This is a genomic window from Veillonella sp. DNF00869 (genome assembly GCF_001553345.1).
Classification (GTDB): Bacteria; Bacillota; Negativicutes; order Veillonellales; family Veillonellaceae; genus F0422.
Genome location: NZ_KQ960771.1, coordinates 533650 through 552964, shown reverse-complemented (window position 1 = coordinate 552964; position 19315 = coordinate 533650). Strand labels below are relative to the sequence as shown.

General features: G+C 38.7%; 16 protein-coding genes and 1 tRNA gene. All 17 read left to right on the top strand.

The window, feature by feature from the left end; genetic code table 11:
• The first annotated feature begins 120 nt into the window (after positions 1 to 120).
• The 17 genes from HMPREF3032_RS06850 to HMPREF3032_RS06770 all read left to right on the top strand — a co-directional run bounded on the left by HMPREF3032_RS06850 (position 121) and on the right by HMPREF3032_RS06770 (position 19314).
• Positions 121 to 606 (top strand): ferritin, encoded by a 486-nt coding sequence (locus HMPREF3032_RS06850; protein ID WP_009372173.1) that lies wholly within the window; start codon positions 121 to 123, stop codon positions 604 to 606.
• A 460-nt stretch (positions 607 to 1066) separates the two neighbouring features.
• Positions 1067 to 1543 (top strand): CtsR family transcriptional regulator, encoded by a 477-nt coding sequence (locus HMPREF3032_RS06845; RefSeq protein WP_062403366.1) that lies wholly within the window; start codon positions 1067 to 1069, stop codon positions 1541 to 1543.
• Between the two features lie 3 nt (positions 1544 to 1546).
• Positions 1547 to 2065: a UvrB/UvrC motif-containing protein gene (locus HMPREF3032_RS06840; protein WP_062403364.1), complete on the top strand. Its 519-nt coding sequence runs from the start codon at positions 1547 to 1549 to the stop codon at positions 2063 to 2065.
• Positions 2066 to 2074: 9 nt separating this feature from the next.
• Positions 2075 to 3148, top strand: a complete 1074-nt coding sequence (locus tag HMPREF3032_RS06835; RefSeq protein WP_062403362.1) for a protein arginine kinase — start codon at positions 2075 to 2077, stop codon at positions 3146 to 3148.
• A complete protein-coding gene (locus tag HMPREF3032_RS06830; protein ID WP_062403360.1) occupies positions 3145 to 5571 on the top strand; it encodes an ATP-dependent Clp protease ATP-binding subunit in 2427 nt (808 codons plus the stop codon). The genes HMPREF3032_RS06835 and HMPREF3032_RS06830 overlap by 4 nt, the downstream gene beginning before the upstream one ends.
• 143 nt (positions 5572 to 5714) lie before the next feature.
• Positions 5715 to 6539 carry a sirohydrochlorin cobaltochelatase gene (locus tag HMPREF3032_RS06825; protein ID WP_062403357.1) on the top strand — a complete coding sequence of 275 codons (825 nt, stop codon included), beginning with the start codon at positions 5715 to 5717 and terminating at the stop codon, positions 6537 to 6539.
• A 161-nt stretch (positions 6540 to 6700) separates the two neighbouring features.
• Positions 6701 to 7408 carry a precorrin-2 C(20)-methyltransferase gene (cobI, locus tag HMPREF3032_RS06820; RefSeq protein ID WP_062403354.1) on the top strand — a complete coding sequence of 236 codons (708 nt, stop codon included), beginning with the start codon at positions 6701 to 6703 and terminating at the stop codon, positions 7406 to 7408.
• 10 nt (positions 7409 to 7418) lie between these two features.
• Positions 7419 to 8798, top strand: coding sequence for a cobyrinate a,c-diamide synthase (locus HMPREF3032_RS06815; RefSeq protein ID WP_009372152.1), 1380 nt, complete (start codon positions 7419 to 7421; stop codon positions 8796 to 8798).
• 112 nt (positions 8799 to 8910) lie between these two features.
• Positions 8911 to 8994: transfer RNA gene (locus HMPREF3032_RS06810), tRNA-Leu, on the top strand.
• Positions 8995 to 9413: 419 nt separating this feature from the next.
• The gene (locus HMPREF3032_RS06805; protein ID WP_062403351.1) at positions 9414 to 9851 is read left to right on the top strand and encodes a hypothetical protein; all 438 of its coding nucleotides are present in this window, start codon (positions 9414 to 9416) and stop codon (positions 9849 to 9851) included.
• 188 nt (positions 9852 to 10039) lie between these two features.
• Complete coding sequence (secA, locus tag HMPREF3032_RS06800) at positions 10040 to 12478, top strand: preprotein translocase subunit SecA (RefSeq protein ID WP_062403348.1); 2439 nt, start codon at positions 10040 to 10042, stop codon at positions 12476 to 12478.
• Positions 12479 to 12558: 80 nt separating this feature from the next.
• Positions 12559 to 13666, top strand: a protein-coding gene (gene prfB, locus HMPREF3032_RS06795; protein WP_231723415.1) for a peptide chain release factor 2 whose coding sequence is annotated in 2 segments (ribosomal slippage) — positions 12559 to 12615 and positions 12617 to 13666 — 1107 coding nt in all. Because the reading frame shifts where the segments join, the coding sequence is not laid out codon by codon here.
• Between the two features lie 10 nt (positions 13667 to 13676).
• A complete protein-coding gene (locus HMPREF3032_RS06790) occupies positions 13677 to 14396 on the top strand; it encodes an LmeA family phospholipid-binding protein (protein ID WP_009372211.1) in 720 nt (239 codons plus the stop codon).
• A gap of 8 nt (positions 14397 to 14404) precedes the next feature.
• Positions 14405 to 16429 (top strand): DUF5693 family protein, encoded by a 2025-nt coding sequence (locus HMPREF3032_RS06785; RefSeq protein WP_062403342.1) that lies wholly within the window; start codon positions 14405 to 14407, stop codon positions 16427 to 16429.
• The gene (gene csaB / locus HMPREF3032_RS06780; RefSeq protein WP_062403339.1) at positions 16422 to 17513 is read left to right on the top strand and encodes a polysaccharide pyruvyl transferase CsaB; all 1092 of its coding nucleotides are present in this window, start codon (positions 16422 to 16424) and stop codon (positions 17511 to 17513) included. Before HMPREF3032_RS06785 ends, csaB begins: the two co-directional genes overlap by 8 nt.
• Positions 17514 to 17551: 38 nt before the next feature.
• On the top strand, positions 17552 to 18379 hold the full coding sequence (locus HMPREF3032_RS06775) for a transketolase (protein WP_062403336.1): 828 nt from the start codon (positions 17552 to 17554) through the stop codon (positions 18377 to 18379).
• Positions 18380 to 18381: 2 nt separating this feature from the next.
• Positions 18382 to 19314, top strand: a complete 933-nt coding sequence (locus HMPREF3032_RS06770; RefSeq protein WP_062403333.1) for a transketolase family protein — start codon at positions 18382 to 18384, stop codon at positions 19312 to 19314.
• Position 19315: the final 1 nt, after the last annotated feature.

Genomic DNA, 19315 nt, shown 5'->3' with positions numbered 1-19315 from the left:
AATCGAAAAAAATAGAAAAAGAAGATTGATTTATTTCGATTTATCTGTTATAATGAAAACACGATGTGGGAACACATCAGTGTATTGTCAATTTATAAATAGTATATGAGGTATAAAAATATGAATCAAAAAGTAGCACAAGCTCTTAACGAACAAGTAATTTTCGAATTTAATGCAGCATCCACATATTTAGCTCTTTCCTTAGCTATGGCTGATGCTAACTTCAAAGGTTTCTCCGCATGGTTACGTGCACAATACCAAGAAGAAGTAACTCACGCTTTCAAATTCATTGATTACTTACAAAGCAACAACGAAAAAGTAACACTAGGTGATGTAAAAAACACAGCATCTACATTGACTAATCCTTTAGAAGTAGCAAAAGCTGTATTAGCTCATGAACAAATGATTACTGGCAAAATCCACAATTTGTATGCATTAGCATTAGAAGAAAAAGATTATGCTACAGTATCTTTCTTGAACTGGTTCGTAGAAGAACAAGTAGAAGAAGAAGCGAATGCAACTGACCTAGTAGATCAATTCACATTTGCACAAGATAGCCGTTCTGCACAATTATTCTTGGACTCCAAATTAGGTAGCCGTCAATAATTGCTACACTCGCTCTTACAGTGAAGTGAGAACTTCATATCAAACCTATTACACATAAAACACACACAAACATAACAAACACACATAATACAAAACCTAACACACAACACATATAACACATATAACTAAACAAAATAATGATATTTGTAAGAGTGATGTTGTTTGCTGGAATACACAATAGGTAGCCTTTCTAATAGAGGGGCTACTTATTTTTATTGTGCCATCGATGTGGGGCGTTATTCGTATATGAATAGGGTCCTACAATTTTTTTAAACAAAAAAAGTCAAAAAGTCAAAAAAGTATTTGACAAAGGTCAAAAAGTCAGATATACTTTAACCATAGAAAAGAACAAAAAGTCAAAAAAGTGGGTGTCTCATTCATCATAAGAAGGAACTTAATTCTTTAAAAAAGTCTAGTTGTGATGATGGTACATCATGAATTAAAGAAATGAGGATATACTATGAGTATTTTAGCAGATAAAATTGAACAATTTATATTGACGAAATTGTTAGAGGAGCAGGAAGGTATTACGCTTAGGAGAAACGAACTAGCGGAGGCTTTGGATTGTGCACCATCACAAATTAGTTATGTGTTGAGTACACGTTTTTCTAATGATCGAGGGTTCCTTGTTCAGTCTAGACGTGGACTAGGTGGATCTATCACAATTACTAGAGTTATGGAACCAGTGAGAAAACAAGTCTTGATTCCTTTAGAACAATCTCCACAACGTAATGAAGATGAACCTGCCATTACAATTGGTCGCATTGACCAAGTATTATTTCAACATATGAAAGAAGCGCGTATTACAAAACGTGAAGCAGCGATGTTGCATGAAGCATTTGTTAGAATTTTACAAGATGTACCAGTGGAACGTAGAAAAGAAGCAGCGGAGCGTTTTTATCAAGCCATTATGAACATCATAAATGAGGAGGTGTAGACTATGAAATGTGATTCTTGTGGTAAAGAAAATGCAAACATTCATATGACATCTATTGTGAATGGAGCAAAAGAGGAGCATCATTATTGCCAACAATGTGCGAATCAAAAAGAGCAGGGAGGTGGAAACATGTTTTCCTCTATGTTTGATGATAGCTTTTTTAATAATCAATTTTTTGCCAATGTTATGTATCCTCAAAGTGCATTGGGGAATAGCAAACAGATTACTTGCCCACAATGTGGCATGACTATATCGGCGTTTAATCATCAAGGTCGATTAGGTTGTGATAGATGCTACGAAGCGTTTCGAGCACACTTAGTTCCCTTAATTAAGCGTATTCAAGGATCTATTTCTTATGAAGGTCGCATTCCTCAACGAGGAGCGGCAGATTTGAAAGTAGAGCAAACTATTAAGCAATTACGAAATGAGCTAATTCAGGCGGTAAAGGAAGAGCAATTTGAAAGAGCTGCACAAATTCGTGATGAAATTAAGTCGTTAGAACAGTCTAAAGAATCAAATTAAGGAGGGTCTATGTTACACACTATTTTAGATGAGGCGTTGTCGCCTTGGATGAAAGAAACCGGCTTAGATCATCGCATTGTTTTATCTAGTCGCATTCGACTAGCAAGAAACTTTAAAGGAGTATCCTTTACAAATCGGGGAGATCTCAATGATTTAACTAAGGTTGATGGGTATATGCGGTCTATGATTAACCCTTTACAAATGGCCTATGGTAAAAGTTTTTCAAAAATTAACTTGGCATCATTAAGCCCTATGGAACGAGATGTACTAGTAGAAAAACACTTAATTTCTCCTAATTTGGCGACCCAGAGTCAAGAACGAAGTGCCATCATTTCTGAAGACTCTCGTATTGCCATTATGGTGAATGAAGAAGATCATTTGCGGATTCAGTCCATGGAATTAGGATTACAATTAGAAAAAGCCTATGAACGAGCGGTAGCTATTGATGATGTGATAGAAAGTAAATACGATTATGCGTTTTCAAAAGACTTTGGATACTTAACTGCCTGTCCTACCAATGTAGGAACGGGGATGAGAGCATCTGTGATGGTTCATGTTCCAGCGTTATCAATGACGGGCAAATTACAGCGTATTATTCGTAGTATTATCCGCATGGGCTATTCTGTACGAGGTCTCTATGGTGAAGGATCTGAGGGATTAGGCCATGTATATCAAATCTCTAATCAGCAAACGATGGGAATCAGTGAACAGGCAACGATTGACCAACTTTCACAGATTGTACAAGGTGTTGTGAAAGAGGAAGAAAAAGCACGGTCTGAATTATGGACTACAGATAAAGAAGGCATAGAAGATAAGGTGTGGAGGTCCTATGGTATTTTGACCCATGCACGCCGTATTTCAGGAGAAGAAGCCTTGGCTTTATTGAGTGATGTGCAGTTAGGCATAGATATGAAATTAATAGATGTGACCATGAACTTTCACGAAATGCTAGTTATTACAAGACCAAATTTCCTGGCCAAATTAGTGGGGAAAGAGTCGATGGGCTCGCAGGAACGTGATAGTCAAAGGGCACAAGTAATACGAGATACCTTATTACGAGGTTCAAAAGGAGGAAGAAAATGATAGAAAGATATACAGAAGGGGCAAAACGTGCGTTAGCAATTGCCCAAGAAAAAGCAGTTGAATATAAACATAATTATGTAGGAACAGAGCATTTGTTGTTAGGTCTTGTGGAAGAAGAAAAATCAGTGTCTGCGCGTGCGTTGCTAGCCTTAGGAGTAGAAGGAAAGGCATTGGAACAAGAAGTGATTCGTGCAGTTGGTAAAGGTACGCATAGAGGAGGTCAATTACAAATGACACCGCGTACGAAACATGTATTGGATTTAGCGCAACAAGCCGCCAATGGTCGTGGACATAACTACATCGGTACAGAGCACATTTTATTAGGTCTATTGTACGATGGTGGTGGGGTAGCCATGCAATTATTGGCAGCAAAAGGAATTCGTCCAGAAGATGTAGTAGAAAAAGTAAATGCTATTGTAGGTGGAGAAGAACCAAGTTCTAATCCAACACAAGGTACAGCTAGTGATTTAGGCGAAATTTCTGACTATGCTATAGATCTTAATGAAAGTGCAAAACAAGGTAAAATTGATCCTGTCATTGGTCGTGATACAGAAATTCAACGGGTGATTCAGATTTTAAGCCGCCGCACGAAAAATAATCCAGTTCTTATCGGAGAACCTGGGGTAGGTAAAACAGCCATTGCAGAGGGGTTAGCACAACGCATTGTCAGTGGTGATGTGCCGGATGTATTACGAGATAAGCGCATTATTTCTGTGAGCTTGAGTTCCATGTTAGCAGGAGCTAAATATCGCGGAGAATTTGAAGAACGTTTGAAAAAAGTGATGGATGAAGTGCAGGATCATGATGACATGATTGTATTTATTGACGAAATTCATACTTTGATTGGAGCAGGTGCTACAGAAGGAGCCATGGATGCAGCGAATATCTTGAAGCCAGCCTTAGCACGTGGCAATTTCCAAGTGATTGGAGCTACTACATTAGATGAATATAAAAAACATATTGAAAAAGATGCTGCCTTAGAACGTCGTTTCCAACCGGTACAAGTGGGGGAACCAAGTGAAGAAGATGCGTTATCTATTTTGAAGGGCTTACGTGATCGCTACGAAGCATTTCATAAGGTGCAAATTACAGATGAAGCCTTGGCAGCAGCTGTACATTTATCAAGTCGTTATATTGCAGATCGATTCTTGCCAGATAAAGCGATCGATGTCATGGATGAAGCAGCATCGAAAGTGCGTATGGCTGTATTTACGGCAACTCCAGATGTGAAAGCATTAGAAGATGAGTTAGTGCAAGTACAAAAAGAAAAAGAGGCAGCTGTTACAGCCCAAGACTTTGAGCGAGCAGCTACACTTCGTGATAAAGAAAAAGAATTAGAATCTGACATTGCATCAAAACAAGAAGATAGCAAAAAAGACAGCGAATCCAAGCTAGTAGTGACAGAGTCTGAAATAGCCGCTGTTGTTTCTGAATGGAGTGGTATCCCTGTATCACGAGTGGCAGAAGAAGAATCGGAACGCTTATTGCGCTTGGAAGAAGAATTGCATCAACGTGTCATCGGTCAAGACGAAGCTGTCGTAGCTGTATCGAAAGCGGTACGCCGTGCAAGAGCTGGATTAAAAGATCCAAAACGTCCAATTGGTTCCTTCCTATTCTTAGGCCCTACTGGGGTTGGTAAAACAGAATTAGCTAGATCCTTAGCATCCAATTTATTTGGCGATGAAAATGCTATGATTCGTATCGACATGTCGGAGTATATGGAAAAACATGCGGTGAGCCGTTTAGTGGGAGCGCCTCCAGGCTATGTAGGATATGATGAAGGAGGTCAATTAACTGAGGCTGTTCGTCGTCGCCCATATAGTGTGGTTCTCTTTGATGAAGTGGAAAAAGCGCATCCAGACTTCTTTAATATCTTATTACAAGTCTTGGATGATGGACGTTTGACAGATAATCAAGGTCGTACAGTCGATTTCAGAAATACAGTGATTATTATGACAAGTAACTTAGGAGCGCAATATCTCAAAGAAGATACGGCAGCTATGGGATTCTTAGCGGCTAAAGGAGAAGAAGAAAGTGGAAAAGATAAAGAGTCTATGAAAAAAGATGTACTCCAAGCTGTAAAATCTCATTTCCGCCCAGAGTTTTTAAATCGTATTGATGAAATGATTGTTTTCCATGCTCTAGAAACAGAACAATTGCAAAGTATTGTGCGTATTTTATTGCAATCTGTGACAACACGATTACATGAACAAGGTATGGAACTAGAAGTATCTGATGAAGCTATGAATAAAATCGTGGCAGAAGGAACTGACTTTGCTATGGGGGCAAGACCTTTGAAACGAGCTATCCAACGGTTAGTAGAAGATCCAATTTCTGATGCTATCTTAGAAGGTAAAGTAGGAGAAGGTAAAACAATTCATGTAGTAGTAGAAAATGATGATATTGCGATTACTGTAAAGTAAAATAAGAAACGAGCTATACTTAGTTGTTATGAAGACAACTGGGTATAGCTCTTTTATAATGACTTATATTTATTTTACAGAACTCTGTTTTTCTTATACACTATAGGATAGGTATGTTCTTAATTTAAGTATGAGGTATAGATATGAAAGAGATTATATTAGTTACATCTTTTGGCTCTACTGTAGACAGCGCAAGAGAAAATCAAATTTTCCCAGTCGTAGATGCCATTCGTAAAGCAAATCCGAGTCATGAAGTACGGTTAGCCTTTACATCACGTATTGTCATTAAGCGTTTGAAAGATAGAAATATTATATTCCAAAATGAAATTGAGGCGATGGAATCGATTGTGGCAGAAGGCTATGAGCGCATCATTGTGCAGCCTACACATTTAGTAGGTGGTGCAGAGTTTGATAAGCTTCGAAAAAATATTATGGCGTTCAAAGGACAAGGCTCTGTACAAGAAATTGTATTTGGCAGACCACTTTTGTATTTTATGGGACAAGAGGAGGAAGTGCCAGACGATTACCAAATTTTGATTGATCGCTTTATTAAGGCCTTACAGGTTCCTGAAACAGAAGATTTACTCTTAGTAGGTCATGGTGGATTTAATGTAGGGAATGCATCCTATGCAGTGCTACAATTGAAATTACAACATGACGGTTTACGTAATACATCCATTGCTACATTGGAAAATTTCCCAACACCTGAAGATATTTTAGAACGATGGGAACGAGAAGGTCACGAACCTAAGAAAGTACATTTACATCCTCTATTATTAGTTTGTGGTGACCATGCATTGAATGATTTATTCGGAGAGGAAGAAGATAGTTTACTTTCTGAATTAACAAAAGCAGGCTATGAAGTGGTACAATACGAAAAAGGTCTTGGTGAATATGCCGAAATTCAAGACATCTATGTAGAACACTTAGCAGATGCTATGCAAGGTTTATACCAAAGACGATTATAAAACTATAAATCATGTATGTCGGTGGTTATGCGACTTAATAAGAGAAATACTTGGTGGTGTCGTGTACATTCATAGCAAGTCATGATATACTAATTAATTATAGTAGTTTGGAATTAGTGATTCTTACTAGTTCAATGTTGATATATAAAAGAGGTGTCCTGATGAAAGGTAAATTATATGGTATTGGTGTAGGTCCTGGGGACTCTGAGTTGATGACTGTAAAAGCTGCTCGCATTGTTGGAGAAGCAGATGTCATTATTACACCGAAAACAGAAAAAAAAGATGGCTCTGTAGCCTTACATATTGCAGAACCATATATTCAAGAACATACAGAAATCGTACCTGTTGTATTCCCAATGGTATTGGATGATACTGAACAATCTAAAGGTTGGGAAGAAGCACGTAGAATCATTACTGGATTACTAGAAGAAGGTAAAAAAGTTGTATTCTTAACATTGGGAGATCCAATGTTCTACAGTACATATATGTATGTATATCGCTTAGTAGAATCTGCTGGTTTTGATATTGAAACTATTCCAGGTGTTACTGCATTTTGTGCAATCGGATCCCACTTGGGGTACCCAATTGTAGAAAAAGAAGAAGTATTAGCGATTATTCCAGCTACAGCACCAAAAGAAAAAATTGATGCTGTACTTGCCGTAGCTGATGATGCAGTCATTATGAAAGTGTATCGAAACTTCTCTGAAGTGCAAGAAACACTTCGCAAACATGATATGGCAGAAGAGGCTGTGATGATTTCTCGTGTTGGATTACCAGAGGAAGAAGTCTATCGTAATGTAGATGCTTTGCCATCTGATACAAAATTAAACTATTTATCTACAATTTTGGCGAAACGTAAAGATCGCTAAGAGGTATTTTATGAACACTGTACAACGACCAAGAATTGTTATAGCAGGCACCAACTCTGGTGTTGGAAAAACAACCATTGTAGCAGGGCTATTGGCGGCTTTGACAGAGCAGGGCAAAGCGGTACAGGCATTTAAAGTAGGCCCGGATTATATTGATCCGGGCTTTCATAAAATTGCTAGTCAACGAGAATGCTATAATTTAGATACCTGGCTTGTGCCACCACATAAGTTGATTCCCTTTTTTGTGGGGCAAGCGGAGACTGCTGATATTTCTATTATAGAAGGTGTAATGGGTCTTTATGATGGGGGACGTGAAGGCGTTAGTTCCACGGCGCAAGTTGCCAAAGATTTAAAAGCTCCGGTGGTGTTAGTTATCGATTGTAAGGCTATGGGAGAAAGTGCGGCAGCCATTGCTAAAGGCTTTCGTGATTATGACCCAGAGGTACAATTTGGTGGGGTTATCTTAAACCGATTAGGATCGGATAATCATGAACATATGATACGGACGGCGATGAAGAAATTAGGGGTTCCTGTACTAGGTGCCATTCGTCGTGATGAGCGCATGCAATCACCAGAACGTCATTTAGGATTGACACCAGTGACAGAAGTTGATCCTACAGAGGCTATTGCTACCATTCGTGAAGCTGTGAAAGTCATGGTGAATTTAGAAGCCTTAGTAGAGTTAGCTCAAAGTGCGGCGGACTTGTCTGTGGAAACTGAGGAGGTAGTAGAGGCTATAGAAAAACGCGCGCGCATTGGCATCGCCTTGGATGAAGCATTCTCCTTCTACTATCCAGCTAGCCTAGCAGCGTTAGAAGCAGAAGGGGCGGAGTTGCATTATTTTAGTCCTTTACAAGATGAATCCTTGCCAGATGTAGATGGGATCTTTTTTGGTGGTGGTTTTCCAGAGATGTTTTTATCTCAATTAGGGAATAATGAATCTATGAAAGATAGTATACGTAAGGCCAGTGAAAAAGGTATGCCAATCTATGCGGAATGCGGCGGTCTCATGTATATGACAGAAGCAGTGACTGATTTCGAAGGAAATACGTATCCTATGGTGGGGATTGTACCAGCTACCTGTGAAATGCAGCAAAGCTTACAACGTGTAGGTTATGTAAGTGCTACTATGTTGGAGCCAAGTATTTTAGGGTCTGTGAAAGATACTTTACAGGGACATGAGTTTCATTTTTCTACTATGACACCTACACAAAGTCCATTTCCTTGGGCCTTTGAGTTAGTAGGAGGGCGTAAGCCTAAGGCCTATCAAGGGGGATACTCCTATAAAAATATTTTAGCCTCTTATTTGCATATAAATTTTTCAGGTAGTGAGGCAGCGGCTAGAGCTTTTGTAGATTCTTGTGAGACTTATGGACAAGGTAAATCTTGAGGGATACTATAAGAAATATAAATGCAAGAATAATTTGCGTTTTAAGTATAATAGAGGGGTAGAAAAAGATTGACAATTTTTCTGCTCCTGTGTATACTAATATCATTGACGAGCCGGAGTGGCGGAATGGCAGACGCACTTGACTCAAAATCAAGCGGGTAACACCGTGTGGGTTCAAGTCCCACCTCCGGCACCAAGGATTAGCAGATACTGTGTAAACAGTATCTGCTTTTTTATTTTTGATATATATTACTAGAAAGTTGGAGATATTTCTAGCTGTATATTGGACAGTAGTTTTTAATGTAAATATATAGCGTCAGTACATAATGTTACTATATATGATTAAAAGTGCTGATATATAAAGCATTATGAGTATTTTATATGACTTTTATAGTGGGAAATAATTGACGAATAGTGAAAAAATATATATTATAAATACAAATCAGGATGATAATCAATAGCAAAATATCAACTTTTGTTATACTTTGTAAAGAACGCCCATATTTTTGCGAAATGAAATAGTAAGAGAAAGGAGGAGCCCTAGGCCGGGCGAATATGAAAGATGGTCTATAAGAACGTATAGAATTAATAGAAACACCAGTAAGGGGGATACCTATGAATGAATACGATTATACATTAGACAAAACAGGTTTTTATAAGATCCTTTTTAGTACGTCGTTGACAGTAGCCAAAGAACAACTGCAAACGGCTTTAACACCGAAAAAGTTAGCAGGTGCGGTGGAGTATATGTGCATGCTTTGTACCTGTATGAATATGGCCATCAATCATAATCAATTGGAGAGTGCTAAGTTTAATGATGGAATTGTAGAAGAGTATGTCAGTTTGGTGGATGTAATTATTCGCAATGAAGGAAGTATTAATTATGTGCAGGCTGTAAAGATCGATGAGTTATATATGAAGTCTGCTGATTTAGTTCGTTCTTTATTAGAAGGAGTAGCCTTGACAGAACAACTACGGGAGCTACAACGATCCTATCGGTATTGGAATATGAAACAAAGGATGCAAAGTACATGTAAAACTTTGCTGCATTAGTCATAATAAGTATAGAATGCTAGGAAGTCTTCGTTGCGGGAGACTTCCTAGTATTTGTTTTGTGAGTGTTCCATGAAGATGTCTTAAAAAGCGCAGTTCTTTTTGACTATTAAGTGCTAGTAGGCTATAATAATCTAGATACATAGTATTTAATTGAAATACTTTCCATATTTAAGGAGTTGAGATATTTGTTAGGTTTTATACAAAAGCTATTGGGCAATAAAAATGCAAAAGAAATTAAACGGATTCGGTCCATTGTTGAAGAAATTAATGGACTGGAACCGTCTTTGTTATCCTTGAGCGATACTTCTTTGCGAGCTAAAACAGAAGAATTCAAAGAAAGATTGGCTAAAGGTGAAACATTAGATGATATTTTGCCAGAAGCATTTGCTGTAGTTCGTGAAGCATCTAAACGGGTATTGGGCATGCGTCATTTCGATGTGCAAATGATTGGTGGTATTGTATTACATCGTGGTAATATTGCAGAAATGCGTACAGGTGAAGGTAAAACTTTGGTAGCTACCTTACCAGTATATTTAAACGCTCTATCTGGTAAAGGTGTTCACGTGGTAACCGTTAATGATTATTTGGCTAAGCGTGACAGCGAGTGGATGGGACGTTTATATAACTTCCTAGGTTTATCTACTGGCTTAATCGTAGCTGGTTTAGATTACGATCAACGGAAACAATCCTATGGAGCAGATATAACGTATGGTACAAACAATGAGTTTGGCTTTGACTATTTACGTGACAACATGGTTATCCATGCAGATCAAATGGTACAACGCCCATTGAACTATGCTATTGTCGATGAAGTGGATTCTATCTTAATTGATGAAGCTCGTACGCCACTCATTATTTCTGGTCCAGGGGAACGCTCTACAGAACGCTATTATGAATTAGCTAAAATAGTGCCACACTTGGTGAAAGATGAAGATTACACTATTGATGAAAAACAAAAAACGATTGCCCCTACAGATGAAGGGATTGCAAAAGTTGAAAAAATGTTACACATCGAAAACTTATATGATTCCTCTAACTTAGAATTGAATCACTTGTTAAGTGCTTCTCTTCGTGCCTATGCTATGATGGAGCGAGATAAAGATTATGTCGTGAAAGATGGCGAGGTTGTTATTGTTGATGAATTTACTGGTCGTTTGATGTTCGGTCGTCGCTATTCCGATGGCTTACACCAAGCCATTGAGGCAAAAGAAGGCTTACGTGTAGAACGTGAAAGTCAAACCTTAGCCTCTATTACTTTCCAGAACTATTTCCGTATGTATGAAAAATTGTCTGGTATGACTGGTACAGCGAAAACAGAAGAACAAGAATTTAATAACATTTACGGTTTGGAAGTTTACGAAATTCCGCCGAATAAAGTGTTGGCGCGTATTGATATGCCTGATTTAATCTTTAAAACAAAAGAGGCTAAATATCGTGCTGTAGTTCGTGATGTAGTGGAACGTCATAAAACAGGTCAACCAATCTTGGTGGGTACTACTTCCATTACGCAATCTGAAATGCTTAGTGATATGTTGACGAAAGCTGGCGTACCACATAATGTATTGAATGCGAAACATCATGAAAAAGAAGCGGAAATTGTTGCTAATGCAGGTCAGTATGGTATGGTAACAATTGCTACCAATATGGCGGGTCGTGGTACAGATATTTCCTTAGGAGAAGGAGTAGCTGAACTAGGTGGCTTACATATTTTGGGCACTGAGCGACATGAAAGTCGTCGTATCGACAATCAGTTGCGCGGTCGTTCTGGCCGTCAAGGGGACAATGGTTCCTCTCAATTCTTCTTATCTTTGGAAGATGATTTAATGCGTATTTTTGGCGCAGATAATATTGCTGGTATGATGGATAAATTAGGTATGGAAGAAGATGAGCCAATTGAGCATTCTTTGATTACTAAATCCATCGAACGAGCACAGAAAAAAGTAGAAAATCATAACTTTAATATTCGTAAGTATATCTTGGAATATGATGATGTTATGAATCAACAACGGGAAGTATTATACGGACAACGTCGTTTGATCTTAAATAACCAATCCTTGCGTGAAACGATTTTACATATGGTAGATAACTTAATTATCAACGCTATGAATCAATATGCAGATGAAAAATTATATCCAGAAGAATGGAACTATGAAGGTTTATTAAAGCATTTAGAGATCTATTTCTTGGAACCAGGTATGTTGACAGTGGAACAAATGGAAGAGTATGGTCGTGCAGAATTACAGGACCACTTAATTGACATTGCCCACAAAGAATATGAAAAACGTGAATCCTTATTTGGAGAAGCAAATATGCGTGAGCTTGAGAAAGCAATCATGCTAAAAGTTGTGGATAGCAAATGGATGGAACATTTGGATGCTATGGATATGTTAAAAGAAGGGATTGGCCTACGCGCTTATGGACAAAAAAATCCATTAGTAGAATATAAATTTGAGGCTTATGACATGTTCGAAAATATGAAACAAGCTATTACGGATGAAACAATTATGTATTTATACCGTATCCAAATTAATGTGGATACAATAGCAGAAGAAGAACCGGTTGATCATCTAGCTGATGCTAAGACCCACCATGAAGACGTGTTGGAACCACAAAACGTAGACTAGACTTTCATGGCCACGCAGCGAGGTGACACATCTCCTGTGCGGCCATTTGTTTTATAGAATGAAAGAAAGAGGTGAATAAATTGTTAGAAGACTTAAAAGGTCCTATTGACAATTTAGAGGAGCGTATTTTTGGAATGAGGGATTCACTTTAACATCGCTCAAAAAGAAGAACGCATATTAACATTAGATATAAAAATGAGTGATCCTGATTTTTGGAATGATCCAGATTCGGCTCGTGATATTTCCCAAGAAGCTACGCAATTAAAAGATGCCGTAGAAGGATATAAAAAACTTGTTACAGACATTGAAGAAGCAAAGCTCATGTTAGAAATGGCCATCGATGAGGAAGATACATCTATGGAAGGTGAATTGACTACTATGGTAGAACAGTTGACCCATGAAGTAGAACATCGTGAAGTATTGCTTTTATTAAGTGGTGAATACGATAAGAACAATGCCATCCTTACATTCCATGCTGGTGCCGGTGGTACGGAGGCACAAGATTGGTGCTCCATGTTGATTCGTATGTACTTGCGTTGGGCAGAAAAACAAGGGTATAGTATTTCTCTTATGGATGAACAAGTAGGTGATGAAGCGGGCATTAAAAGTGCCACATTCCTCATCAAAGGGGAAAACGCTTTTGGGTATATGAAATCTGAAAAAGGGGTCCATCGTTTAGTTCGTATTTCTCCTTTTGATTCTGCCGCACGTCGCCACACATCATTCTGTGCTGTCGATGTGATGCCTGAAATTGATGAGACTGTAGAAATTAATTTGGATATGAAAGATGTACAGGTAGATACATACCGTGCTAGCGGTGCAGGTGGACAGCACATCAACAAAACAGACTCTGCAGTACGTATGACACATACTCCGACAGGGATTGTCGTACAGTGTCAAAGTGAACGCTCACAAATTCAAAATAGAGAGCAATGTTTAAAATTATTGCGAGCTAAATTATTTGAATTAGAGTTAGAAAAACAAGCTGAATTAAAAGAACAATTAGGCGGTACGTATCAAGCTATTGAATGGGGAAGTCAAATTCGTTCGTATGTGTTCCATCCTTATAATATGGTAAAAGATCATCGTACCAGTGTGGAAACTGGTAATGTACAGGCAGTTATGGATGGTAACCTAGATCAATTTATGGAAGGTTTCTTGAAGAAAGAAGCGAATTTATCAATATAATGGAGTGACCGTGAGAAATTTCTTTTTAAAAACAATAGTGTTTATCTTAGTAGTAGTCGGTATTATCCTAGGGCTTTCTTCCTTAGTATTACCATCTTTCGTAAGTAGTCAGGTGGAATCTAGATTGCAAGGGGCTTTACATCCAGAAGCGCAATCTATGCGCATTGAATCATCGCCAGGAATTAAGTTAACCTTAGGAGACATTGATTCATTTCGCGGCTATTTGGATGGTGTTATGCTAGGTAAATTGAAAGTCCAACGACTAGCTTTTGATTTACGACAAATTAAAGTGGAGCCAGTAGAGCTGTTTTTAGAGGAACGATTGCACTTCACTAGTTTTGGGCAAGGTCATATTGAGGGAATCATACATCAAGATGATTTGAAACAATATATTGAACAGCAGTTATCTGAAAAAGGTACAAAAGGTTTGACGATTGAAACAGTCGATATATCTGATCGAGGTGTTGTTATGAGTGGTCAGATTGATGTAGGTGGCTTTTTATCAGGTAAGGTAACTATACAAGGTCATTTGGAGATTGAAGGTAATACACTACAATTTTCTACTGAAAAGTTATCCATTGGTGGTGCTAGTTTGAATCGCTTGTCTAGCGGAGCTGTGAAAGCGATACCTCTTTATAATTTTGAAAACTTCCCAATTCCTGTTCATTTGGATCGTGTAGAAACGGGGCGTGAAGAGATTCACGTATTTGTTCATCCAGTAACACAGTAGGAGGAACTATGAAGTTAAAAAACATATCTTTCTATACATGGATTTTATTAGCTTTTCTTGTTGCTGGTATTGTAAGTGGATTACTATTAGTAAAAGAGCGTCATTACATTGAGGCTCAGCAAGAACAAATTGAAAATATTATAGATTATGATGGTTTACTTCGTGCTAATGCCTATGAAAAAAGATCTTTAGGGGAGGCAATTGCATCTGCCAAGGAGTCTGGGATTACAGCATTAGCTATTTATGATAGAACCTTACAAAAGGAAACCGATGCTGGTCATATTCGTATGTATACATCTAATGATTTACAACAATTACAAATCACAGGAGTGCAACCAGGTACTACCTATATCGGAATGATTCCAGGTAAAGAAGCTTACTTTCAAGAAGTACAGGATGATTTATTACGCCGTTTAGGTCAAAATAAAGTACATATATTGCAAACAGAGCTAGGCCCTATGTTAGGATTAGCTTTACCAAGTGATTCTTTAAAAGATATGAATTTAGGTATTTCTAGATTACAAGCTGAAGAAGTAGCTAAACTTGGCTTTCATGTGATTGTTCGACCAACAAATTATAAAGGTGCCACAGTAGAAGACGTAGATCATGTATTCCAACGTATTGATGGTATATCTGGTGTAACAGGCATGATTTTTGTTGGAAAAGAAGCGTTAGGATATCCATTACATGTGGATCGCACACTGGAGCAATTAGAGAAACGCCAAATTCCGCTAGTAGGAATTGAAGCGGTGAATCAATTGCAATATTTTCCACAAGCAGGGTTCTTGGAGATGGCCAATGCCAATCATTATAAAGTAGGAAGATTGTACACAGTATCTAAGGAAGAAGTACGTAAATTAACCCCAGCTGAGTTAATTCAATGGTTCTATATTAGCGATATTGAACGAAATATACGGTATAACTTATTTCCAATTTATGAACAAGGTGTAGATAATAAAACTGCTTTAGAAACTACATTGTTTGTGGCGAAACAAGTGACAGACAAACTACAAGCTCGTGGTTTTACTACTGGAGAAGCCTCTGTATATCCAGTGTACTTCCCGAATACCCTGTTGCGATTATTAACGATGACAGGTGTCATAAGCTTGGCAACACTTACATTAGGTCAGTTCGTACATATACGTAAATCATATTTACTAGGTTTATTCGCACTGGGCAGTATCGTTTCTGTTGGTATCTATATATTGACTACAGGGACAAAAATTATGTCGGCTTGGGCATTAGTAGCCGCTATTTCTGCTCCAGTATTGGCAATGACGATGATCTTTGATTGTTGGTCAAAACGGAACCACACGGGTATATCTCCTTGGAGAAGTACCTTAGAATCTGTGGTATATCTAGTCGTGGCAGCCTTGATTGCAGCTATTGGGGGAATTAGTATTGCTGCCATGTTAGGTAGTACGCAGTTCTTCATGGAATTTGCATTATTCCGAGGCGTAAAATTAACCTTTGTGGCACCAGTACTATTGACTGCCATAGCATATTTGCAACGCTTTCCGATTTGGAAAGGACGAACTATATCTTCTGTAAGTGATGTGAAATCTTTTATTACAGAATTTGTTCAAATTGATATTAAAGTCTATAGTTTATTAATCGTTGGGGCTTTAGCGGTAGTGGCCTATGTCTTTGTAGGGCGTAGTGGTCATACAGCTGGCGTACCAGTACCGTCTTGGGAACTAGCTTTACGTAGATTTTTAGAAAACACGATGTATGCTCGCCCTCGTGAAAAAGAGTTTTTAATCGGTCATCCAGCGTTTATGCTGGCAGCCTATGCTGTGGGACGCCGTATTCCAATGGTCATGCATTTTGCTTTATCCATAGCGGCAGTCATAGGTATTGCTTCTATGGTGGAAACATTCTGTCATTTACGTACACCAGTGTACATGTCCATTGCTCGTGGTTATGATGGATTATTATTAGGTATCGTCATAGGTTTAGTAGCGATTATAGCGGTACGTTTCATCGGCTATGGCATTCGTTGGTTCCAAGTACGAGGTGAAAGTCATGTGTAAGATACTCATTTCCGGTTATTATGGATTTGGTAATGCCGGAGATGAAGCCCTATTGAGTTCTATTTTGCAAGCATTGCTGGAATTAGAACCGAAGGCCGAGATTACGGTGATTTCTGGAAATCCCAGTGAAACTATGAGCACTCATAAGGTGAAAGCCATTGGTCGTTTTGATATGTGGAAGATATACCAAGCTGTATATTCTTGTGATATGCTCATCAGTGGCGGTGGTAGTTTGTTGCAAGATGTAACAAGTGCTCGCAGTTTGTATTATTACTTAAGCATTATTGCGTTAGCGAATACATTGGGAAAACGAGTGATGATTTATGCACAAGGTATTGGACCTTTGCGTAAATCCTTAGCCCGTAGTACGGTGGGGCGTGTCTTGAATCAAGTGTCTATGATTACTGTACGAGATCATGCCTCAAAAGAAGAGCTGCTTTCACTAGGTATACATCATGTACCAATTACAGTAACTGCTGATGCTGTGTTAGGGATGCACCCAGTGGAGGCCACAGCAGGTCGTGATATATTGGCATCGTATGGGGTGCCTCTAGACCAACCAATTGTGGGCGTTTCCGTACGTGCTTGGAAAGATTGCACAGAGTATCAAACTACATTAGCAGAGGCTCTAGATCAGATTCATCGAGAAACAGAGACTCATATCGTGTTTATTCCTATGCAACATAGGGAAGATACGATGGAGGCAGAAGCCATTGCCAAACGGATGACAGTTAGATCGACGGTTTTGGCTGATGCCTATAGCACAACAGAGCTACTGTCATTGAGTAGTTGTGTGGATGTCATGATAGGTGTACGGCTCCATGCATTAGTATTTAGTGCGTTAATGGAAACACCTTGCTTAGGGATCTCTTATGATCCTAAAATTTTAAACTTTCTTCATATGATTGGGGAAGTGCCAGTAGGTGATTTACATACATTAACAGTAGAACCTATTGTGGCACGTACAGTAGAAGTGTTGGAACGAAAGACTTTCACCAAAACTGTGTTAGAAAACATCCATGAACTACGAAGAAATGCCTTAGAGAATGCCCGCATTGCCATTGGCATGCTGCATGATAAATAATTTACCTTAGAATTGTGTATAACACGGGAGGGTATAGTATGTTAACACTTGAACAAAAACAATTGATACAAGAAAAAGCAAAAGCGATTCGTGTAAACATCGTGAAAGCTGTTACAGCAGCAAAATCTGGTCATCCAGGTGGATCCTTATCTATTGCTGATGTAATGAGTTTGTTGTACTTTCAAGAAATGAATGTAAATCCAAATGAGCCGAAAGATCCAAATCGCGATCGTTTTGTCTTATCCAAAGGACATGCTGCACCAGCTCTATATGCTACATTAGCAGAAAAAGGGTTCTTCCCAACAGAAGAATTATTAAACTTGCGTAAAATCGACCATATCTTGCAAGGTCATCCAGATATGAAATACATTCCAGGTGTAGATATGTCTACTGGTTCCTTGGGACAAGGTATTTCTGCAGCATGTGGTATGGCATTGGCAGGTAAGATTGATGGAGCCTCCTACCGTGTGTATTCCGTACTAGGTGATGGCGAATTAGAAGAAGGACAAGTATGGGAAGCAGCGATGTTTGCAGCACATTATAAATTGTCTAACTTAACAGCTTTTGTAGATTTTAATGGATTACAAATTGACGGCGATATCACAAAAGTTATGAGTCCATTACCAATTGATGAAAAATTCAAAGCTTTCGGTTGGCATGTGATCGTGGTGGATGGTCATGACATTGATGCTTTACACGAAGCAGTTACAGAAGCAAAAGCAACTACTGATAAGCCGACTATAGTGATTATGAATACTATTAAAGGGAAAGGTGTACAAGCTATGGAAGGCCAAGTAGGCTGGCATGGTAAAGCGCCATCACAAGAAGAATGTGACAAATTTGTAGCGGAATTGTTGGAGGTGTAATCATGGGAAAAGCGACTCGTGAAGCATATGGTACAGCCTTAGTAAAAGTGGGGGCTACTCATAAAGATGTTGTTGTATTAGATGCAGATTTATCAAAATCTACAAAAACTGATGAATTTAAAAAAGCATATCCTGAACGATTCTTTAATGTAGGGATTGCAGAGCAAAACTTAATTTCTGTAGGTGCTGGCTTAGCAGCAGCAGGAAAAGTGCCATTTGTATCTTCCTTTGCTATGTTTGCTACCGGTCGTGCCTTTGAACAAGTGCGGAACGCCGTATGCTATCCAAAATTAAATGTAAAAGTATGTGCTACTCATGCAGGGATTACTGTCGGTGAAGACGGTGCGACACACCAAAGTTTGGAAGATATTTCTTGTATGCGTACATTACCTAATATGACAGTTGTGGTACCAGCAGATGCAGCAGAAACAGAAGCTGTGATTGCTTGGGCAGCAGAGTATCATGGTCCTGTGTATGTACGTTTAGGCCGTGCTGGTGTAGAAGATGTGACATCAGAAGGATACACATTTGTACCGGGTAAATCTCAACAATTACGTGACGGTAAGGATGCTACGATTATTGCCTGTGGTGCTTTAGTAGGACCTGCAGTAGAAGCAGCAGCTACATTAGAAGCAGAAGGTATTTCTGTGCGTGTTATCAACATGGCATCTATTAAACCAATTGATGGAGAAGCAATTGTGAAGGCTGCAAAAGAAACAGGATTATTAATTACCGCTGAAGAACATAATGTGATTGGTGGTTTAGGTAGTGCGGTAGCCGAAGTAGTGGTAAAAGAGTACCCAGTGCCAATGGAATTTGTCGGTGTGAAAGATACCTTTGGTGAATCTGGTACACCAAAAGAATTGATGGCAAAATATGGATTAACAGCAGCTGATATTGTAGCAGCTACCAAACGAGGTATAGCACGAAAATAGG